Below are 19,058 nucleotides of genomic sequence, written 5' to 3' on the forward strand. Positions count from 1 at the left end.
TGTTTGAAAAAACATTCCCGCAAATTGTGACGCACATTTTGCAGAATGCCTTTTTCAAACACGTTTTAGGAAATGGAGTGATTTGTACATGACATTAGAAGAAATCCTTGTCCAGGTGCAAATGGGAGGACTTTCTCCGGAAGCAGCAGGAAAGCTGATTCGACAGGATGGCTACAAGGAAATGGATTATGCCAAGCTGGATACGGGGAGAAAAGCCCGCACTGGTTTTGCAGAGGTGATTTACTGTAGCAATAAGGCAGATGCCCATTTGCTGAAAATATTTGAACGTTTATATATGGAAGAGGGAGAAGTACTTGGAACAAGGGCTTCCCAGGCACAGTATGAGCTGGTGAAGGAGAAGTTTCCAGAAGTTCAGTATGACCCTGTTTCCAGAATCCTGAAAATAGAGAAACCAGATAAGATTCATGAGGGAAAGGTGGCTGTCTGTACTGCAGGCACTGCAGATATTCCGGTGGCCGAGGAAGCAGCACAGACTGCAGAATATTTTGGAACTTACGTGGAACGAATTTATGATGTTGGTGTAAGTGGAATGCACAGGCTGTTTTCCAGGCTGGAGATCATTCAGGATGCTAATTGTGTTGTGGCTGTGGCTGGCATGGAGGGCGCTCTTGCCAGCGTTATGGGCGGTCTTGTGAGCAGACCGGTGATCGCGGTGCCTACGTCTGTGGGATATGGAGCGAATTTCCATGGATTATCAGCACTTTTGACCATGATCAATTCCTGTGCTAATGGAATTGCCACCGTGAATATTGACAATGGATATGGAGCCGGATATCTGGCAACGCAGATGAACCGGCTGGCGCTTGGTAAGTAAGAGACACAAATTGAAAAGCAATTTGATAAATTTGTAACGAGGAGAATTATGGGAAAATCATTATATCTGGAGTGTTATTCCGGAATCAGTGGTGATATGACAGTGGCAGCACTGCTGGATCTGGGAGCAGATCAGAAGGTGCTGGAGGATGTACTTGAAAGTATTCCGGTGCAGGGATTTGAGATAAAAGTAAGCAGGGTGACGAAATCCGGGATTGATGCCTGTGATTTCGATGTAATCCTGGATGCAGAGATAGACGGACATGACCATGATATGGAGTATCTGCATGGACATGATCATAGTCATACGCATGGGGCAGAAGAATATAATCACAGTCATACGCATGAGGCAGAAGAACATAATCACAGTCATACGCATATGGCAGAAGAACATAATCACCAGTATGAGCATAGCCATGAGGCAGCTGCAAAGAATGTGGCAGCACATGGACATGATCATGGAGATGAGATAGCAGCACATACTCACGAGCCCCATCGTCAGCACAAACACCGCGGCATGAACGAAATCCGTCAGATACTTGCTGATACGAAGATGACTGACAGCGCCAGAGGTATTGCCCTTAAAATTTTTCAGATTCTGGCAAAGGCAGAAGCGAAAGCCCACAATGTTCCGGTGGAAGAGGTGCATTTTCATGAAGTTGGTGCTGTGGATTCCATTGTAGATATTTTGTCCGTGGCAGTCTGCCTGGACAATCTTGGAATTACAGAGGTCATTGTACCTGTATTATGCGAAGGAATGGGTACGGTCCGCTGCCAGCATGGCATTTTACCAGTTCCGGTTCCGGCGGTGACCCATATTGTACAGCAGTGTGGCCTGGATCTGCGGATCACTCAGGTACGAGGCGAGCTGGTAACTCCTACAGGAGCGGCAATCGTGGCAGCAGTCCGCACTTCCTGCAAATTACCGGAAACCTTTGTAATTGAGAAAACAGGTATCGGAGCCGGCAAGAGGACTTATGAGTGCCCGGGAATCCTGCGTGCAATGCTGATTCACCCGGAAGAATCCCATAAACCGGAAAAAGCGGTGGGAATTCCGGCAGGAAATGAAAGTGCGGCAAATGAAACTGCTGAAATTTTCAATCGGGAAGCTGCTGCCAAAATTCAGACCGGTGTTACGGAAAGCACGGATTATGCAGACTACATCTACAAGCTGGAAACAAACATCGATGACTGCAGCGGCGAAGTACTTGGCTTTGTCATGGAGAAGCTTTTTGAGGCCGGTGCAAGGGATGTGCATTATACTCCTGTATATATGAAGAAAAACCGTCCTGCATGGCTTCTTACCGTAATCTGTAAGGAAGAAGATGTCCCGGGAATGGAAGCTTTGATTTTTGCAGAAACTACCAGTATTGGTATCCGCAGGGTCAGGATGGAGCGCACGATTTTGCCCCGGAGAAAGCGGAAAGTAATGATTCCCTTCGGTGAGGTGGAAGTGAAAATCTGCGGTTCAGAAGGAGCAGAGAAATGCTATCCGGAGTATGAAAGCCTGGCGGAAATCTGCAGAAAGACTGGAATTTCTTATGCAGAAGCCTACCAGATGGCAGTAGATGCAAGTAAGAATCTGGAATGATTGATGTTATTGGTCACGGAGTAACACAGTAACTGATTGATCGCTTCCAGGTTAAATCGCAATATTGCAACCTGGGAAAGAGTATGTTACAATACAGTTTGGCTTTTTTCCAAAAAGAAGTTTATATACGAATGCTTTGGATAAAACAGAAAGCCAAATTTTTCAAAATATAATGGAGTGAATATGAAGAAATATTTAGATAATCTCAGACAGTATCAGTTCCTGTTAAGTGAGCTGGTCAAAAAAGGAATCAAGCTGAAATATCGTCGTTCCTACCTTGGTATTTTGTGGTCCATGCTAGAACCACTGCTTTCCATGGTGGTACTGACAATTGTCTTCGGAACCCTGTATGGAAACACGGACAAAACATTCCCTGTATACATTCTTTCCGGACGTCTTCTGTACAGCTTTTATTCCTCTGCAACCAAAGCTGCGCTGAAATCCATCCGGTCCAATGCAGCAATGATCAAGAAAGTGTATGTACCGAAATATCTGTATCCACTTTCAACTGTAATTTATAATTATATTATTTTTCTGATCTCCCTGGTTGTGCTTGCCATTGTAGGCGTGATCCTGGGTGTGAAACCGACTATTTATCTGCTTCAGGCACCGGTTGCCTTGATCATCATTCTGATCCTTTCCTACGGAAGTGGAATGTTCCTTGCAACTATCGGTGTATTTTTCAGAGATATTGAGTACCTCTGGTCTGTTGCCCTGATGCTGATCATGTATACATGTGCCATCTTCTATTATCCAAGCAAGCTGCTGAAGAGTGGCTGGGCATGGATCCTGAAGTTCAATCCTCTGTACTGTACCATTCAGATTTTCCGATCTGCAATCTTCGGAGAGCCTATGTATGCGCCATATGTAATTTATGCAGCTGCATTCAGCGTAGTGATCACCATCATCGGACTTGTATGCTTCAAGAAAAAACAGGATAATTTTATTCTGTACATCTAGAACCTGTTTGAAAAATCATTCCCTGCAGAAAGTATTTTTCAAACACGCTCTAAACTACCATTTACAGGAACATGTTAAGGAGAAAATATGAGCAAGACAGCCATTGAAGTCGATAACGTAAGCATGAAGTTCAACCTGAGCCGTGAGAAGGTTGACAGCTTAAAAGATTATATATTTAAAACCATTAAGAGAGAAATCCAGTACAATGAATTCTGGGCTTTGAAGAATGTAAGCTTCAGCGTGGAAAAGGGAGACCGTGTAGGTATCCTTGGTCTTAACGGAGCTGGAAAAAGTACTCTTCTTAAGGTGATTTCCGGTGTATTCAAGCCTACAGAGGGTCATGTGGACAAACATGGGAAAATGGTTCCCCTTCTGGAACTTGGCGCTGGTTTTGACCCGCAGTATACAGGAAAAGAGAATATTTACCTGTATGGTGCCATGCTTGGATATACCAAGAAATTTATTGACAGCAAATATGATGAGATTGTAGAATTCTCTGAACTTCAGAAATTCATGGATGTTCCGGTGAAAAATTATTCCTCCGGTATGAAATCCAGACTTGGCTTTTCCATTGCCACAGTAGTAGAACCGAAGATCCTGATCCTGGACGAGGTCCTTTCCGTAGGTGACGCCAAGTTCCGTAAAAAAAGTGAAAAGAAGATCATGAGTATGTTTGACTCAGGTGTTACCGTCCTTTTTGTATCCCATTCTCTGGAACAGGTACAGCGCCTTTGCAATAAGGCCATGATTCTGGAAAAAGGCAAGCTGATCGCATACGGCGACATTGATCCGATCTCTGAGCAATACAGTAAAATGATAGGTGGCTGATTATGAAAAAGGAATTAACCCGGGAAGTTTCCAGATATGACAAGCTGATAAAGCGTTTAGAAGGTGAAAAATGAAAATCCTGCAGGTAGGGCTGGGAAATAATCCTGGCGGTATGGAAGCATTTGTAATGAATTATTTCAGGGAACTGGCCAGACAGGGAGTATCCTTTGATTTTGTATCCATGTATGGAACGATTGCTTATGAGAAAGAAATCCTGGAGCTTGGTGGACGGGTTTTTTATGTTCCCAATATAAAAAAAGATTACTTTGGCTATATAAAGGCCTTTCGGAAGCTCCTTTCCCGGGAGAAGTACGATGTCGTGCATGTGAATATGCTTTCAGCAGCCAATATCGTACCACTTCGCCTGGCGAAGCAGGCAGGAGTGAGAAAGGTGATCGCACATTCCCATAACGCTTCAGCACCGGGAATTGTGCGTAAGCTGATGGATGGCGTGAATCGTCCCAGAATGAAGCATTATGTGAATGAGAAGTTTGCCTGTTCCGAAAAAGCAGGCAGATGGTTGTTCGGAGATAAGGCTTTTGAACGGGGCGAAGTAACTTTGGTTGCAAACGCAATTGAGACAGATAAATATGGCTTTTCAGAGTCAAACAGGCGGAAAATCAGAGAGAAGCTGGGGATTTCTGGGGATGCCCTGGTAGTAGGGCATGTAGGCAGGTTTCAGATTCAGAAGAATCATGAGGCCATTCTTCGTATTTTCCATGAAATCCAACGAAAAGAGCCAGCTGCAAGGCTTTGCCTTATTGGTGACGGCGAATTAAAGGAACAGATCCAGGAGCAGGCTAAAAAGGCGGGTGTCCTGGATAAAATCATATTTACGGGGGTATGTCAGGACGTGGAGCGGTACTTAAGCGCCATGGATGTTTTCCTGTTTCCTTCTTTATTTGAAGGACTTCCATTTACTCTTCTGGAAGCTCAGGCCAATGGCCTGCCCTGTGTGATTTCAGACCAGATCACAGGAGAAGCAGTACTCTCCCGGGAAAATGTGACGATGATTTCTCTGGCAGAAAGCCCGGAGAAATGGGCCAAAGCTGTGTTTAAGATGAAGGAAGCCGGGAGAATCGAAAGAGAAGAAGCGGCCAGAAGGCTGGCAGAAGCAGGATTTGACATCCATAAGGAAGGGCAGAAGCTGATGCTTCTGTATGGCAGATAAGCTGACTGAGAAGGCTCTAGAGTGTGTTTGAAAAATCATTCCCGCAATCTGCACGCCCCACTTTGCGGTATATTTCACCCGAATTCGGTTGCCGTAGCCCGCTACGGCGCCCTCATCAGGGCGAAATCTCCCACAAATTGTGACGAACATCTTGCAGAAAGCCTTTTTCAGACACGCTCTAGCCCGCAATCATTTAAAGAGCAGGAGAACGTAAATGGAAAAAATAGATTTTGTGCTCACCTGGGTGGACGGCAGTGACCCTGACTGGCTTGCACAGCGCAGGGAATATCAGCCTGGCAGGGGAACTGACGCCGGGGAGAGCAGATACCGCGACTGGGACAATCTTCAGTACTGGTTCCGCGGTGTGGAGAAATTTGCTCCCTGGGTAAATAAAATATATTTTGTTACATGGGGACATGTTCCAAAGTGGCTGAACACAGCGCATGAAAAGATTCAGATTGTAAAGCATGAGGATTTTATGGCGCCTGCTTATCTTCCTACCTTTAATATTAATTCTATAGAACTGAATCTTCACCGAATAAAAGGATTGTCAGAGCATTTCGTCTTTTTTAATGATGATATGTTTCTCATTGATTCCGTGAAACAGGAAGATTTTTTCAAAAACGGACTCCCTGTGACTGCTGTATTGAGACTGCCCTTGTGCAGGACAATATCCGCAATCCTTTTGCCAATATTCTTATGAATGATGCAGCTCTTGTCAATATGCATTATAATAAAAAAGAAGTGATCAAAAAGCAGGCAAAAAAATGGTTTAGCCCGGCTTATGGAGCAATGCTCTTCCGCAATGTGCTGATGCTGCCTTATCGTGAATTTTCCAGTTTTAAATATTCACATCTTCCAAGTCCTTTTTTGAAAGCAACCTATTGGAAAGTATGGGACGAAGAAGGCACTGTTCTGGATGAGGTTTGTAAAAATCGTTTCCGCACAGTATTCGATGTGAACCAGTACGTGATGAAATACTGGCAGTACATGGAAGGAAAATTCACGCCCCAGTCATCGAAGCTTGGAAGATTTTATACCATAGGAAAACATGATCAGCAGATTCACCATACCATTCGCAGACAGGCGTGTAAGATGATCTGCCTTAATGATGATGTGAATGTGGGCGATTTTGAGAAGCAGAAGAAAGAAATTCAGAAAAGCTTCGAAGTGATTTTCCGGAGAAATCGTCTTTTGAGATGTAATTGCAAATAGCTTTTTTCAAAAGCACTCTGGTGTATCGTAATTTTATCAGGTAAATTATAGAAACGAGGGTAAGAGATGACAAAGGATTCCCTTAAAAGGAAAATAAAAGAAGAGGGTCTGGCTGGAAGTGTTCTTTATTATCTGGGCCGCTTTTGTTCAAAGGCGGAGCTTGCCCTGGTGGGAAAATGGTTCGGGAATCACGGGAAGCTCCGTCAGAACTGTATTGTGCTGAAAAACCGTACCATGCAGGACATGACAGACAATCCCAGGGCCTTTTATGAATATCTGATTCAGAATAAAATAAATGAGAACCATCAGATTATCTGGATGGTTTCCGATAAGAAAAAATGTGAGAAACTGAAATGCAAGAATGTTAAATTTGTAACAGCAGAGAATAAATATGGCTGGTCCAGCCCCCTTGCTTATTATTATGGCGCTGTTGCAGGATTTTTTTTCTATACAAACAATACAGCTTACCTGAATTTTTACCATTGTAAAGGGCAGATCACAGTGAACATGTGGCATGGCTGCGGCTATAAGGATGCAGCCAAAGACAACAAGCCGCCTACAGGAAAAAGCATGATGCATTTTGACCATGCCATGGTGCCGGGACCTGTGTTTGTGGAAACAAAATCCCGTTACTGGAACTGTGAGAAAGAGAAGATTCTTGCCCTTGGCTATCCAAGGTATGACTGGATGCTCCATCCATCTGTCAGCCGTGGGGAGGCGCTGGAGAAGCTTTTTTCCCATAAGGATATGAAAACAGTGATCTGGATGCCTACTTTCCGAAAAAGTGAGGTGCTGATCAGCGCAGAGAATGAAATTGAACTTCCCTTTCAGCTTCCTGCATTGGAGAGCGAGGCGGAGCTGAAAGCACTGGATGTTCATTTAAGGGAATGCGGAATATTTCTGATCATCAAAAAACATCCCCTTCAGTCTGGCTGGTCCCTGGATGAAGGTGCGTATACCAATATCCGTTATGTGACAGAAGAAATGCTTCAGAAATCGGGCATTCAGCTGTATGAACTGGTGGGACTTATGGATGGACTGATTTCGGATTATTCCTCCATTGCAGTAGACTATATGCTTCTTGACCGACCTCTGGGCTATGTGCTCACAGACCTGGAAAGCTATCGAAATACAAGAGGATTTGTATTTGAAAATCCGGAAGCATATATGCCAGGTGAGAAGATTTACAATTTAGAGGATCTGAAGGACTATTTTTCCCATATCGCAGTGGGAGAGGATCCTTTTAAAGAAGAGAGAAGAAGATTATTGCCTGCAATGCACACTATGCCAAAGAAGTCAGGTTACTGCGAGGCACTTGCAGAGTATTTGAATATAAAGTAAAATAAAAGCAGAAGTTACCCATCCAAAAAGGTTCTAGTACATCATTTCGTAAATAATTATATCAATCGGATTCACAGACAAGTGAGTGGTATAGTTATTTAGAAAACAATGTGCTATGATTATTTTTTCGAAAAAAACAGATACAGGAGAGGGATAAATGGGAAAGGTAATCGGATACACACAGGGAACTTACGATATGTTTCATATCGGTCATCTGAACCTGATCAAAAATGCTAAGAGAAGATGTGATTATCTGATCGTAGGCGTAAATACAGATGAGCTTGTGGAAAGCTATAAGAATAAAAGACCTATCGTGCCATTGGAAGAGCGGGCTGAGATCGTCCGGTCTATTAAATATGTGGACGAGGTGATCATCACGAATACCCTTGATAAAAAAGAAATCTGGGATAAGATCCGTTTCGATGAAATTTATATCGGAGATGACTGGAAGGGAAATGAGCGCTGGGAGCGCACCGGGAAAGAGATGGAAGCCCTGGGAGCCAGGCTGGTTTATCTTCCCTACACCAAAGATACTTCTTCTACAATGCTTCGTGAGAAACTGAAAGAGTATTAATGCGGACTGATTTAGAGCCTTTTTTAAACAGGCTCTGGATTGTAATATATTAAGAAAGGTAAAATCCATGGAAAGAGCACAGAGAATTCTAAAGAAATTTTCAAAAATCCTGAAAGAGCAGGGCGCAGGACCTTTGTTCACCACATTCAAAGGCTATGTGACTTATGCTTTATATGACCGCTGGAAAGTGAGAAGACTTCGTAAATTCCCCCCGCGTATGGTGAAAAACAGAATCCTGTTTGAGACAAATGATGATTTTACAGACAATTGCCGGGCTCTTTTTGATTATATGGTTGCAAATGGATATAATAAAAAATATGAGCTTGTCTGGCTGGTTCATGAGCCGGAGAAGTATAAGAAATACCAGGCGGAGAATGTGAAGTTTGTTCGCAATTTCAAGAAGAACACGACGATCCGCAGGGCAGCAGCTTACCGCTATGCATTGACCTCAGCCTTTATTTTTTACACCCAGGCGTTTAACTGGATCGGAATGGCAAGAAAGGGTCAGACTTTTGTAAATCTCTGGCATGGCTGCGGCTACAAGGCGAACAAGAACAACCGCAAGGTATTTTTCGACTACTGTCTGGTGCCAGGAGATGTGTTTATTGAGACGAAGAAAGAGTTCTTTGGCTGCAGTTCCAGGAAGCTTCTTGCACTTGGCTATCCCCGTTACGATCAGATGATGAAGGGAAGCGACGCCGCAAGAGCATATAAGGAAAAGCTTCTGAAAGCAGCTGACAGTGACAAGCTGATCCTGTGGATGCCTACCTACCGTCATGCAAGCAGCGAGAGACTGAATGAGGAAACGCTGAACAATGAATTTAATATCCCGATCCTGGACGATAAGGAGCGGCTTCTTGCTTTTAATAATTTCTGTCGTGATAATCATGTACTTGTGGTAATTAAGAAGCATTATCTCCAGATTCCATATGACTTTGGAGAAAATGTGCTGACAAATATTGTTTACCTGGAAAATCAGGATCTGGAAGACAATGGCTTGCAGCTTTATGAGTTTATCAACTGTTCGGATGCCCTGATTTCTGACTATTCCTCTGTGGCAATTGATTATCTGCTTCTCAACAGACCTATTGGATTTACCCTGGATGACTATGATGCCTATACGGAGTCCAGAGGATGGGTATTTGAAGATCCACTGGAATACATGCCAGGAAAACATATTTACAATGTACAGCAGTTTGAACAGTTTGTTCTGGATGTCAAAAATGGAAAAGATGACTATGAGAATCAGCGTAAGGCAATTCTTGCAAAGACTCATAATGTAACAGATAATTACTGCAAACGTGTTCTGGATTATTTCAAAATTACGGTATAACAGAGAAAATACGAAAGTCTTTTTTACATGCTTCAGGATTTATCCCGCAAAAGGAGGAAGCCCCTGCAGGGGTGGTATATAACATGAAAATATGTATCTGGATAACAAAAATCTTTGATCTGGGCGGAACCAAGAGAGTGGTTTCCCTGTTGGCAAACGAGCTGGTGAAAGAGCATGAAGTGACGATCATGACTTATGAAGACCGCTTTCGTGAAGACCGCACCATGTATCATTTAAGTGAAGATATCAATGTGGATTTCATTGACAACAGCCAGTTCGTGAATAAGCATCATACCCCGGCTTTCTGCGCCCGCTATCTGGTGAAGAAGCTCAATGACAGATCTGGTCTGTTTAATAAAAAAAGCCTGAATCCCATTCTTGCAGAAGCAATTTTTCCTAAAAAAACAAGAGAGAAATGGGTGGAATATTTCAATTCCCAGGATTATGACGTGATCCTTACCACAGCATCCTTAAGCCTGAGACTTGCCATGATCGCGCCCCGGCTAAAAGCCGCAACCATCGGCTGGCAGCATAACTGCTATGACGGATATCTTCATGTGAAGCCTGTCGTCTTCTGGCAGCAGGAGAACCTTCTTCAGCAGTATCTGCCAAATCTGGACCGCTACATTGTGTTGAGTGATTATGATAAGCGGGACTATATGGAGAAGCTTGGAATAGATTGTGAAGTAAAAATCAATCCCAGAAGCTTTGTCAGTGAAAAGAAGTGCGATGTGAAATCCAAACGTTTTCTCATGGCGACCCGTTTCGTATATGCCAAAGGACTGGATCTGATGATGGAATCCTTTGAAGAGTTCTGCAAAGAGGATTCGGAGTGGGAGCTTGATATCATCGGAGACGGAGATCTTTTTGACCAGATCAGGCAGATGCGAAGAAGCGTCATCTGGAGAAGCGTGTCCATTTTGTAGGATATACCAATGAGCCTGAGAAGTATTATCTGAATTCTTCTGTTTTCCTTCTTCCATCCAGATGGGAGGGCTGGCCTATGGTGATTATGGAAGCCTTTGAGTTTGGCCTTCCGGTGATCGCTTATCATATGGGCGCCATGGATCTGATCATTGATGACGGAAAGACCGGTTTCCTTCCTGAAGCGTTTGATCCCCACAAATTTGCCCAGGCCATGCTGAAACTGGCACATGATGAAGAGCTTCGTGCCCGGATGTCTGCGAACGCCATTGCCAAGTCTGATGATTTCTCTATCGACAAGGCTGTGAAAGAATGGGACGGACTTTTTGAACGTGTAGTTGCGAAGAAGAGGGGGAAGTAACATGAAGATCACCGTGAACAATCTGAAGAAGCTGGTGAAAAGGATAGTCCGCCCGGATGAAAATTCCGGTAAAGAAAAGGACACTTTTGAGGCTGCCTTAAAGAGAGCCCGGGATGAGGCAAAATACAATCTTACGGAGGAGCTTCGGGAGAAGTACGCGGATTTTCTTGACAGTCCCATAAAAGAAAAATGTATACTATACGAGGCATTTGGGGGCAGAGGCATGACCTGTAGCCCTCATGCCATTTTCAAGTATTTGCTGACCCAGACAGAATTTCAGGAGTATCTCCATGTCTGGGTCATTGACGATTTTTCGGATAATGAACCATGGATGGGACTTTACAGGGATGATCCAAATGTGAAATTTATTAAATTCCAGTCTGTAGAATACAGGGAATATCTGGCTACAGCCAAATATCTGATCAATAATGTAAGCTTTCCCGGATATTTTACCAAACGTAAGGAGCAGATCTTTGTGGATACCTGGCACGGAATCCCGTTAAAAACCATTGGATTTGACATTCCGGCAGGCAAGGTGAGTGCAGGAAATACAGTAAGGAATTTCCTTGCAGCAGACTATCTGATCGCGCCCAATCATTTTATGACAGAGATTTATGAGAATGCGTTCAAAATGAAAAATCTTTATCCCGGAAAAATCCTGGAAATCGGGCAGCCCCGTAATGACAGCTATTTTCACACAGACCGGGAGGCCATATTTAAGAAGCTGCAGATGGCAGGCGTGGAGGCTGATCCAAAGAAGAAGCTGATCCTTTATGCGCCTACCTGGAAGGGAAGCAGGTATTCCAGCCCGGATACCAGCCTGGATGCCTATGAGAAGATGATCCGTACCATCGAGGAGAATGTGGATACCAGGGAGTACCAGGTGCTGGTGAAGCCTCATCAAATTGTATACTACCACATTAAAGACACAGTAGGGATAACCGGTCAGTATATTCCTGCAACCGTAGATACCAATGAGCTTCTTCGTGCTACAGATGTTCTGATTTCCGATTATTCCAGTATTTATTTTGACTATCTGGTATCGAAAAAGCCCATTTTGTTCTTTATCCCGGATCTTGCAGAATATAAAAATTACAGAGGCTTATACTTCGGAATTGATAAGCTGCCGGGTCCTGTTGCAGAAACTTATGAGCAGCTTGAAGATTATGTGAAGGATGCCGAAAGAGCCATGGAGCCATACTGGAAGGTTTACGAAAGGGAAGCAGCCTGGGCGTGTCCGCAAGATGACGGAGAGGTCTGCCGCCGCCTTGCAGACATTGTGTTCCACGGAAAAGAAGATTCCCGGTGTATAGCCTGTCAGGATGAGGCGCAGTCACCAAAGAAAAAGCTTCTGATGTATGCCGGTGATTTTTCGGAGGGAGATGACACCGAAGCATTTCTTGGACTTGCAGAGAACCTGGATTTTCAGAAATACGATGTTACCCTGCTTGTGTGCGGTGGTGGAGACAATTTTGCAGAAGAACAGATCATAGGTCTTCCTGCCGGGCTTCGGATCCTTTACCGTGGTCAGCCTTTTAACGGAAAAGCGGAGGAAATCGCGAAGAATGAGCTGTTTTTGAAGGGAAAAATAAAAGATATTCCACATGCTTTTTACAAGAGAGAGGCAAGGCGCCTGTTTGGAGAGGCGAAATTCGACTGTGCAATTGACCTTACCGGGAAAAAGAGCCTGTTTTCAGTGGTGGCAAAGGAGATGGATGGCGTTCGGTTTTTCCAATACAATGCACGTTTTGTCCGTGAAAAACAGATTGCAAAGGAGCTGGCAGGCCAGCAGGTAATCGTATCTGCCACAGAAAGCTACTTTATTGCCAGATACCAGGGAAGTAATCCAGCTGTTATTACTGTGGAAGCCATTCCGGCACCGGATACAGAGAAAATCAATTATATCTGCATGTACCAGCAAAAAGCCCAGAACGTTCTGAAAGCTTTTTGCCGTCTGGAGAAAAATACCTGTCTTTACATTACCGGAAAAGGGAAAGGGTATCAGAAGCTGAAAGCTATGGTTTCAGATCTTCACCTGGAGGGAAGGGTAATCCTTACCGGATGGCTTGAGAAACCCTTTGCATTTATGAATCTGTGCGATTATTTTATCTGCCCGGAAGGGGAAGAAGAAAGCCTGGGTACCCTTGCTGCAAAAACCATGAATATGAAGCTGCTGGCAGAAGACTGCACAACGGAAATGCCTTACAGCTTCCAGGCCAGATCCTGGAATCAGGAACAGAGTGAGAAGCTGGATGAGCTGATAGAAGGTAAGAGGACTTCAGATGAATGAGATAGAGAAGATTTTGAAAGATAATATGGAGGATTATGAGAGCGTGAAGCGTCAGGCTCTGAAATTCATTCATGAGAATAAGAAAGAACTTTCCAAAAACTATGCCTACGCAGAGGTATGCGGGAATCCGGTGGATGCTTCCCATTTTTTCTTCCTTATAGATGAAAAAAGCCTGGCAGTGACCTGCTTCTGGAAATGCTGGACTATGCGCTGAAGAATTATGTTTCCTCTGAGAAGGCGAGTGTTACGGCCTGCATAAAAGGCGGTTTTCATCTGGTGAAAAAAACAGGTGTGGACTATGTAAAAGAGGAAAGTCGTGAATATCTGGAGGCGCTTTCCCAGGCAGGTTACATTATCGGTAATATGGTTCTGCCAGGCTCTTTTGTGAAAAAAGAAGCACAGGTTTATTTTAATCCCATGCTGGAAATTTATGATAGGAAGTCTGTGGAGACTGCAGAATTTCTCTCAGTTACGGCAAGGGAGCTTCTGAAAACAGATTATATCTACGCTCCGTCTAAGAGCAAAGCGAAGGAAGCATGGCTGGAAAAATGCACCCTGGGAAAAGTCTATGATGGAAATGTGATCATAGAGAAAAAGGAAGGATTAAAAGAAGGCAGAGGCAGTCTTCTGGAGCGTATCCGAAGTCAGAATGCAGTGCCTGGAATGGAGTTTTTCTCCCTTCGAAATCAGGAGGAAAGGAAGAAAGTCCTGATCCTTAGCAGCTGGAAAGCCGAGCGGGAGGCTAAGCTTGTTGTCCGAAAGCTTGCAGACAGTATGGATAGGGAAAAATATGATACGGTTATTTATAGTGGCTGGCTTGGAAGCAGGGGAGATGTGAAAGAATTTCTCGCCTTTGAAAAAGAGATTCCAAAAGTGATGGGCGCAGGAAGGATGACTCTGAGTGAGGAGGATTTCCTGAATTACCGTATGATTGAGAAAAATCCGGCTCTTTATCTGGAAAATCCGGAAATACGAAGATATATGCGAATGCTTGCCCAAAGAGAGTGGGGCAGGCTGTTCGGCAGCAGTTCCTGGGATGTGGTAATCATGGCTGGAAGTACCGGGTATTTGCCATATTATCTGGCAGCAGAGGCACCGGCGAAAATGAAAGTTCTGGTGGATCTTGATTTTCTGCCTTACATCCATGAAAAATATCCGGCAAGATGGCGAAAAGCCCTTACTGTATTTGACCGGATATATGCTCCGGCAGATTGCCAGCAGCTGGGAGACTACGGAAAGGAAAACCGCCTCGGATAATGCGCCTTCCGGTACTTGCTGCAGCCAGACCAGAGGAGAACCAGGTGGAAACGGTTTCCTACAATGGTGAGACTTACCTTGTGTGTGGGAAATGGAACCTGCAGGGAGAGCGTATTTCCATGAAGCTGGTACAAAAGCCGGTTCCGGGAAGTATTCTGGTAAATGGTGAGCTTGCACCAACTGCAGAGCAGAAAAAAGCATTGGAGCAGCTATCGAAGGTGCACAGGATTTATGTGCTGGGGGCACAGAGCGCCGCCTATAAAAGCTTTTTGCCAGAAGCAGTGATCCTGGATGGATATGTGAAAAAAGAACTGTATCTGCAGCCTGCAGCCTGGGAATTTTTTGGAGCTTTTGAGAGTTATGTAGGAAACCAGGCCTTGGAATATGATGCATTGGAAAGAATATGTAAAACTTTTGGAGTGAAGGAGGACATTCCTTGATTCGTTCAGGGAGTGTTCTTTTTTTATAAAATGGGGGAAAGTATGAATACGAAAAATAAAACCGGGAAATTCCGGATCATTTTCCGTTTCCTGAAAGGAAATATCCGGTTCTTTGTGGGGACGCTATTATTTTCGGTGCTGTTTACAGCATGTAATGCGTTGATCCCACAGATCGTGAAATACACAGCAGACCATATTCTGGTGCTGGATGGAATTCCGGATGGTCTGAATGTGCGGCAGACACTGCTTCTGGCAGCACTTCTGGTAGCTGCTTCGGCAGTTCTTTCGGGAGTTTTTAATTACTTAAGTAAAATGTGCCTGGCAAAAGGCTCAGAGAATTTCCTGAAATCCATCCGTGACACCTTGTATCACCACACCCAGTATCTGCCTTTTTCCTGGCATGTAAAGCACCAGACCGGGGAGATCATTCAGAGATGTACCTCTGACGTGGAAGTGATCCGTAACTTTGTGTGCAGGCAGCTGCCGGAGGTGTTTCGAATCTGTTTCCTGATCGTACTGTATCTGGGAATCATGTTTTCCATGAATGTGCAGATCACACTGGCTGCGGCAGCTTTTTTCCCGGTGATCATCGGTTATTCCTGCTATTTCTATTCCAGGATCGGGAAACGTTTTCAGGATGCTGATGAGGCGGAGGGGGCACTTTCCAGTACCGTGCAGGAGAATCTGACTGGAGTTCGTGTAGTGCGTGCTTTTGGTAGAGAAAAGTATGAAATCGACCGGTTTGATGAGAAAAATAATGCCTACTCCAATTTATGGGTATATCTTGGAAAACTGATGAGCGTTTACTGGGCATCGGGAGATTTGATCACCAACCTGCAGGTGCTGGTGGTTATGGTGACTGGTGTTGTTTTTGCCGTGAATGGACAGATCACATTGGGCGAGTTTATGGCATTTATTTCCTATAATGCGTCCCTGACCTGGCCGGTGCGAAGCCTGGGAAGGATTATTTCAGATATGAGTAAGGCTGGGGTTTCCATGGAACGTGTGGTTTATATTCTGGAGGCTGAGGAAGAGGATGCTGCTGTAAAGTGTGAAGCTAAGTGTACAGACAGAAATGAAAATGCAGAGAATATTGCGAAAAAGAAGAAGGCAGGACAGAGTGAGGCAACTCTGGATTATAAGATTCCTGCGCGGACAGCAGAGCAAACGAGTGAGGATTCCGAAAATAAAGGCTGTGGAGAAAAGCAGACTTTGGGACCTGTCAGTGGAATGAAACCTGCCATGGATGGCGATATCTGCTTCCGCGATGTATCTTTCGGTTATTCTCCAGACCACCCGGTTCTGAAAAATATCAATTTCACAATCCCATCCGGAAGCACCTTTGCAATCCTTGGCACAACTGGAAGTGGAAAATCAACTCTGGTCCATTTACTGAACCGTTTATATGATCTGCCGGAAGACTGCGGCAGTATTACCATTGGCGGTACAGACATTCGTGACATTGACCGTCAGTACCTGCGCCAGAATATCGGCATGGTACTCCAGGAACCGTTCCTTTTCTCCAGAACCATCCGTGAGAATATTGGCATCACAAAGGAGAAGCTTCTGGATGAAGAAATTCGCCATGCAGCGGAGATTGCCTGTGTAGATGAGTCAATTCTTCATTTTACAGACGGATATGACACCATCGTAGGTGAGCGTGGCGTCACTTTGTCCGGTGGACAGAAGCAACGTGTTGCAATTGCCAGAATGCTGATGAAAGAAGCTCCGATCCTGGTATTTGACGATTCCCTATCCGCAGTAGATACGGAGACAGACAACAAAATCCGCAAAGAACTGAAAAAAGAGATGGAGAAAGCAACGGTTATTATGATTTCCCACCGGATCACATCTCTTATGCAGGCTGACTGTATTATTGTGATGGACAAGGGAGAAATCCAGCAGATGGGTACCCATGAGGAACTACTCCACCAGGAGGGACCATACAAAGACATTTATGAGATCCAGATGAACAGTGACATCCGTCTCATGGAAGGAGGTGCAGCATGCGAATAGAAGAAAAAGAATATACAAAGTCTATTGATATTTCCATCTGGAAAAAGGTTTTCCCTTTCCTTGCACCCCGGAAAAATGTGCTGATTATGGTAATTGTGATGAATATTCTCTGCTCAGCAGTGGATATTATCATGCCGTTATTTCAGCGACAGGCCATTGATTCCTTTATCGCTAAAAATACTCTGGCAGGACTTGGAGGATTTATTGCGCTGTATATTGCAGTGATCGTCTTTCAGATGTGGTCCGTCATCTGTTTCACCAGAGGCTGCATGACACTTGATGTGGAAACAGGCCGTGATATGAAAAGGGCATTGTTTGTTCATCTTCAGAAGCTGTCTTTTTCCTACTACAATGCAACTCCGGTTGGATATATCCTGTCCAGGGTAATGAACGACGTAGCCAGGATCACAGAGTTGATCGCCTGGGATGTGATCGATATGCTGTGGGCTATCTTTTATGTAGTGGGTGTGTTTGTTGCAATGCTGTTTCTGAACTGGAAACTGGCTTTGGTGATCATGCTGATCGTTCCAGCTATTGCAGTCCTTACCTGGTATTTCCAGAATAAGATCCTCACATGGAACCGTCAGGTGAGAAAAATCAATTCCAAGATCACAAGTGGCTACAACGAAGGAATTATGGGCGCGAAAACTGTGAAATCCCTGGTTGTGGAGGAGAAAAACTTCCGGGAGTTTGCCTCTGTCACTGAGGAGATGAGAAGTGCGTCTATCAAGGCTGCCAGATTAAATGCAATTTATATTCCGCTGGTAGTTTTCTTTGGAGCTCTGGCAACTGCCCTTGTACTGGAGCGTGGCGGCATTATGGTTCTGAATGGAAGTATGGACATAGGAACAATTGCTGCATTTACTGCATATGCAGTTGGAATTTTTGAACCAATTCAGAGACTTGCAGGAATTTTGTCCCAGTGCATTTCTGCTCAGGCAAATATTGAGCGGGTGACCTCCCTTCTGGAAGAGAAGCCCCAGGTGGTAGACTCCCCAGAGGTTCTGGAAAAGTATGGAGATTTCTTTGATCCCCACAAGGAGAACTGGGAACCCATTAAAGGCGACATTGAGTTTGAAAACGTTTCATTCCAGTATCCCGATGGAAAAGAAGAGGTGCTCAGCAACTTCAACCTGAAAATTCCGGCTGGTACCAATGTGGCAATCGTCGGAGAGACCGGTGCAGGAAAAAGTACGCTGGTGAACCTGGCCTGCCGTTTCTTTGAGCCCACTAAGGGAAGAATCCTCATCGACGACAGAGATTACCGTGAGCGAAGTCAGTTGTGGCTGCACAGCAACATCGGGTATGTGCTTCAGAATCCCCATCTGTTCTCCGGGACTGTGATGGAGAATATCCGTTATGGAAGACTGGATGCCACTGATGAAGAAGTAAAGGCTGCTGCGAAGGCAGTTCATGCCGATGAGGTAGCCGAAAAGCTTGACAAAGGTTATGACAGTGACGTAGGTGAAGGCGGCGACCGTCTCTCCACCGGAGAAAAGCAGCTTCTTTCCTTTGCCCGCGCAGTACTGGCAGATCCCGCCATTTTCGTTCTGGACGAAGCAACTTCCTCTATCGACACCAAAACCGAGCAGCTGATCCAGCAGGCTACAGACAAACTATTGAAAGACCGCACTTCCTTCCTGATCGCCCACCGCTTGTCCACCATCCGAAACGCCGACCTGATTCTGGTAGTCCGTGACGGTAAGATCGTAGAGCAGGGAAAACACAAGGAACTGTTGGCGAAGAAAGGCTACTATTACCAGTTGGTACGGCAGCAATTTGCGGATGAGGAGTCCAGGAAGGTACTTAGCTAAGTTGCTATTTAGTGTGTTGAAAGTTGTTCAAGGCGGACGCATTCGGACAATGGTGATTGCTCACTCGCCGGCGCAACGCTCCAGCGAACTAACTGCTAACTGCGACTAA

Annotated in this window: 19 protein-coding genes; all 19 read left to right on the forward strand. The window is 44.7% G+C overall.

Annotation, left to right across the window (positions count from 1 at the left end):
* Positions 1-88: 88 nt before the first annotated feature.
* The 19 genes from larB to DW904_RS09210 all read left to right on the forward strand — a co-directional run bounded on the left by larB (position 89) and on the right by DW904_RS09210 (position 18,949).
* Positions 89-835 (forward strand): nickel pincer cofactor biosynthesis protein LarB, encoded by a 747-nt coding sequence (gene larB, locus DW904_RS09125; RefSeq protein WP_118579573.1) that lies wholly within the window; start codon positions 89-91, stop codon positions 833-835.
* A 48-nt stretch (positions 836-883) separates the two neighbouring features.
* The gene (gene larC, locus DW904_RS09130) at positions 884-2,425 is read left to right on the forward strand and encodes a nickel pincer cofactor biosynthesis protein LarC (RefSeq protein ID WP_118579576.1); all 1,542 of its coding nucleotides are present in this window, start codon (positions 884-886) and stop codon (positions 2,423-2,425) included.
* 183 nt (positions 2,426-2,608) lie between these two features.
* Positions 2,609-3,385, forward strand: a complete 777-nt coding sequence (locus DW904_RS09135; RefSeq protein WP_118579579.1) for an ABC transporter permease — start codon at positions 2,609-2,611, stop codon at positions 3,383-3,385.
* 87 nt (positions 3,386-3,472) lie between these two features.
* Positions 3,473-4,213, forward strand: coding sequence for an ABC transporter ATP-binding protein (locus DW904_RS09140; RefSeq protein WP_118579582.1), 741 nt, complete (start codon positions 3,473-3,475; stop codon positions 4,211-4,213).
* Between the two features lie 70 nt (positions 4,214-4,283).
* A complete protein-coding gene (locus DW904_RS09145) occupies positions 4,284-5,384 on the forward strand; it encodes a glycosyltransferase family 1 protein (RefSeq protein ID WP_118579585.1) in 1,101 nt (366 codons plus the stop codon).
* A 21-nt stretch (positions 5,385-5,405) separates the two neighbouring features.
* Entirely contained in the window at positions 5,406-5,642 is a 237-nt protein-coding gene (locus DW904_RS25355) for a DUF6783 domain-containing protein (RefSeq protein ID WP_347562077.1), read from the forward strand.
* On the forward strand, positions 5,599-6,087 hold the full coding sequence (locus DW904_RS09150; RefSeq protein ID WP_118579588.1) for a stealth family protein: 489 nt from the start codon (positions 5,599-5,601) through the stop codon (positions 6,085-6,087). Before DW904_RS25355 ends, DW904_RS09150 begins: the two co-directional genes overlap by 44 nt.
* Positions 6,045-6,599, forward strand: a complete 555-nt coding sequence (locus DW904_RS09155; RefSeq protein WP_147422306.1) for a hypothetical protein — start codon at positions 6,045-6,047, stop codon at positions 6,597-6,599. The genes DW904_RS09150 and DW904_RS09155 overlap by 43 nt, the downstream gene beginning before the upstream one ends.
* A gap of 66 nt (positions 6,600-6,665) precedes the next feature.
* The gene (locus tag DW904_RS09160; protein ID WP_118579594.1) at positions 6,666-7,940 is read left to right on the forward strand and encodes a CDP-glycerol glycerophosphotransferase family protein; all 1,275 of its coding nucleotides are present in this window, start codon (positions 6,666-6,668) and stop codon (positions 7,938-7,940) included.
* Positions 7,941-8,097: 157 nt separating this feature from the next.
* The gene (locus tag DW904_RS09165) at positions 8,098-8,514 is read left to right on the forward strand and encodes an adenylyltransferase/cytidyltransferase family protein (RefSeq protein ID WP_118579597.1); all 417 of its coding nucleotides are present in this window, start codon (positions 8,098-8,100) and stop codon (positions 8,512-8,514) included.
* A 67-nt stretch (positions 8,515-8,581) separates the two neighbouring features.
* A complete protein-coding gene (locus tag DW904_RS09170; RefSeq protein ID WP_118579600.1) occupies positions 8,582-9,847 on the forward strand; it encodes a CDP-glycerol glycerophosphotransferase family protein in 1,266 nt (421 codons plus the stop codon).
* An 83-nt stretch (positions 9,848-9,930) separates the two neighbouring features.
* Positions 9,931-10,773, forward strand: coding sequence for a glycosyltransferase (locus DW904_RS09175; protein ID WP_118579603.1), 843 nt, complete (start codon positions 9,931-9,933; stop codon positions 10,771-10,773).
* Positions 10,749-11,132 carry a glycosyltransferase gene (locus DW904_RS09180; protein ID WP_118579606.1) on the forward strand — a complete coding sequence of 128 codons (384 nt, stop codon included), beginning with the start codon at positions 10,749-10,751 and terminating at the stop codon, positions 11,130-11,132. Before DW904_RS09175 ends, DW904_RS09180 begins: the two co-directional genes overlap by 25 nt.
* Position 11,133: 1 nt before the next feature.
* A complete protein-coding gene (locus DW904_RS09185) occupies positions 11,134-13,422 on the forward strand; it encodes a CDP-glycerol glycerophosphotransferase family protein (protein WP_118579609.1) in 2,289 nt (762 codons plus the stop codon).
* Positions 13,415-13,636, forward strand: a complete 222-nt coding sequence (locus tag DW904_RS09190) for a hypothetical protein (RefSeq protein WP_118579612.1) — start codon at positions 13,415-13,417, stop codon at positions 13,634-13,636. Before DW904_RS09185 ends, DW904_RS09190 begins: the two co-directional genes overlap by 8 nt.
* Before the next feature lie 62 nt (positions 13,637-13,698).
* Complete coding sequence (locus tag DW904_RS22840) at positions 13,699-14,679, forward strand: hypothetical protein (protein ID WP_202187695.1); 981 nt, start codon at positions 13,699-13,701, stop codon at positions 14,677-14,679.
* Positions 14,679-15,119: a hypothetical protein gene (locus DW904_RS09200; protein ID WP_118579615.1), complete on the forward strand. Its 441-nt coding sequence runs from the start codon at positions 14,679-14,681 to the stop codon at positions 15,117-15,119. The genes DW904_RS22840 and DW904_RS09200 overlap by 1 nt, the downstream gene beginning before the upstream one ends.
* A 42-nt stretch (positions 15,120-15,161) precedes the next feature.
* Positions 15,162-17,135, forward strand: a complete 1,974-nt coding sequence (locus DW904_RS23795) for an ABC transporter ATP-binding protein (protein WP_243110357.1) — start codon at positions 15,162-15,164, stop codon at positions 17,133-17,135.
* Positions 17,126-18,949 (forward strand): ABC transporter ATP-binding protein, encoded by a 1,824-nt coding sequence (locus DW904_RS09210; protein ID WP_118579621.1) that lies wholly within the window; start codon positions 17,126-17,128, stop codon positions 18,947-18,949. Before DW904_RS23795 ends, DW904_RS09210 begins: the two co-directional genes overlap by 10 nt.
* Positions 18,950-19,058: the final 109 nt, after the last annotated feature.

Origin of the sequence: Ruminococcus sp. AM42-11, from assembly GCF_003480145.1 — a bacterium.
In the GTDB taxonomy this organism is placed as follows: Bacteria; Bacillota; Clostridia; order Lachnospirales; family Lachnospiraceae; genus Blautia_A; species Blautia_A faecis.

What these genes read in the sequence shown, in the direction of transcription:
- DW904_RS23795 (WP_243110357.1), top strand. Translation starts at nt 15,162, where the DNA reads ATGAATACGAAAAATAAAACCGGGAAATTCCGGATCATTTTCCGTTTC.
- DW904_RS09145 (WP_118579585.1), top strand. Translation starts at nt 4,284, where the DNA reads ATGAAAATCCTGCAGGTAGGGCTGGGAAATAATCCTGGCGGTATGGAA.
- DW904_RS09210 (WP_118579621.1), top strand. Translation starts at nt 17,126, where the DNA reads ATGCGAATAGAAGAAAAAGAATATACAAAGTCTATTGATATTTCCATC.
- DW904_RS09160 (WP_118579594.1), top strand. Translation starts at nt 6,666, where the DNA reads ATGACAAAGGATTCCCTTAAAAGGAAAATAAAAGAAGAGGGTCTGGCT.
- DW904_RS09165 (WP_118579597.1), top strand. Translation starts at nt 8,098, where the DNA reads ATGGGAAAGGTAATCGGATACACACAGGGAACTTACGATATGTTTCAT.
- DW904_RS09135 (WP_118579579.1), top strand. Translation starts at nt 2,609, where the DNA reads ATGAAGAAATATTTAGATAATCTCAGACAGTATCAGTTCCTGTTAAGT.
- DW904_RS09140 (WP_118579582.1), top strand. Translation starts at nt 3,473, where the DNA reads ATGAGCAAGACAGCCATTGAAGTCGATAACGTAAGCATGAAGTTCAAC.
- DW904_RS09200 (WP_118579615.1), top strand. Translation starts at nt 14,679, where the DNA reads ATGCGCCTTCCGGTACTTGCTGCAGCCAGACCAGAGGAGAACCAGGTG.
- DW904_RS09185 (WP_118579609.1), top strand. Translation starts at nt 11,134, where the DNA reads ATGAAGATCACCGTGAACAATCTGAAGAAGCTGGTGAAAAGGATAGTC.
- DW904_RS09190 (WP_118579612.1), top strand. Translation starts at nt 13,415, where the DNA reads ATGAATGAGATAGAGAAGATTTTGAAAGATAATATGGAGGATTATGAG.
- DW904_RS09170 (WP_118579600.1), top strand. Translation starts at nt 8,582, where the DNA reads ATGGAAAGAGCACAGAGAATTCTAAAGAAATTTTCAAAAATCCTGAAA.
- DW904_RS09150 (WP_118579588.1), top strand. Translation starts at nt 5,599, where the DNA reads ATGGAAAAAATAGATTTTGTGCTCACCTGGGTGGACGGCAGTGACCCT.
- larC (WP_118579576.1), top strand. Translation starts at nt 884, where the DNA reads ATGGGAAAATCATTATATCTGGAGTGTTATTCCGGAATCAGTGGTGAT.
- larB (WP_118579573.1), top strand. Translation starts at nt 89, where the DNA reads ATGACATTAGAAGAAATCCTTGTCCAGGTGCAAATGGGAGGACTTTCT.
- DW904_RS09175 (WP_118579603.1), top strand. Translation starts at nt 9,931, where the DNA reads ATGAAAATATGTATCTGGATAACAAAAATCTTTGATCTGGGCGGAACC.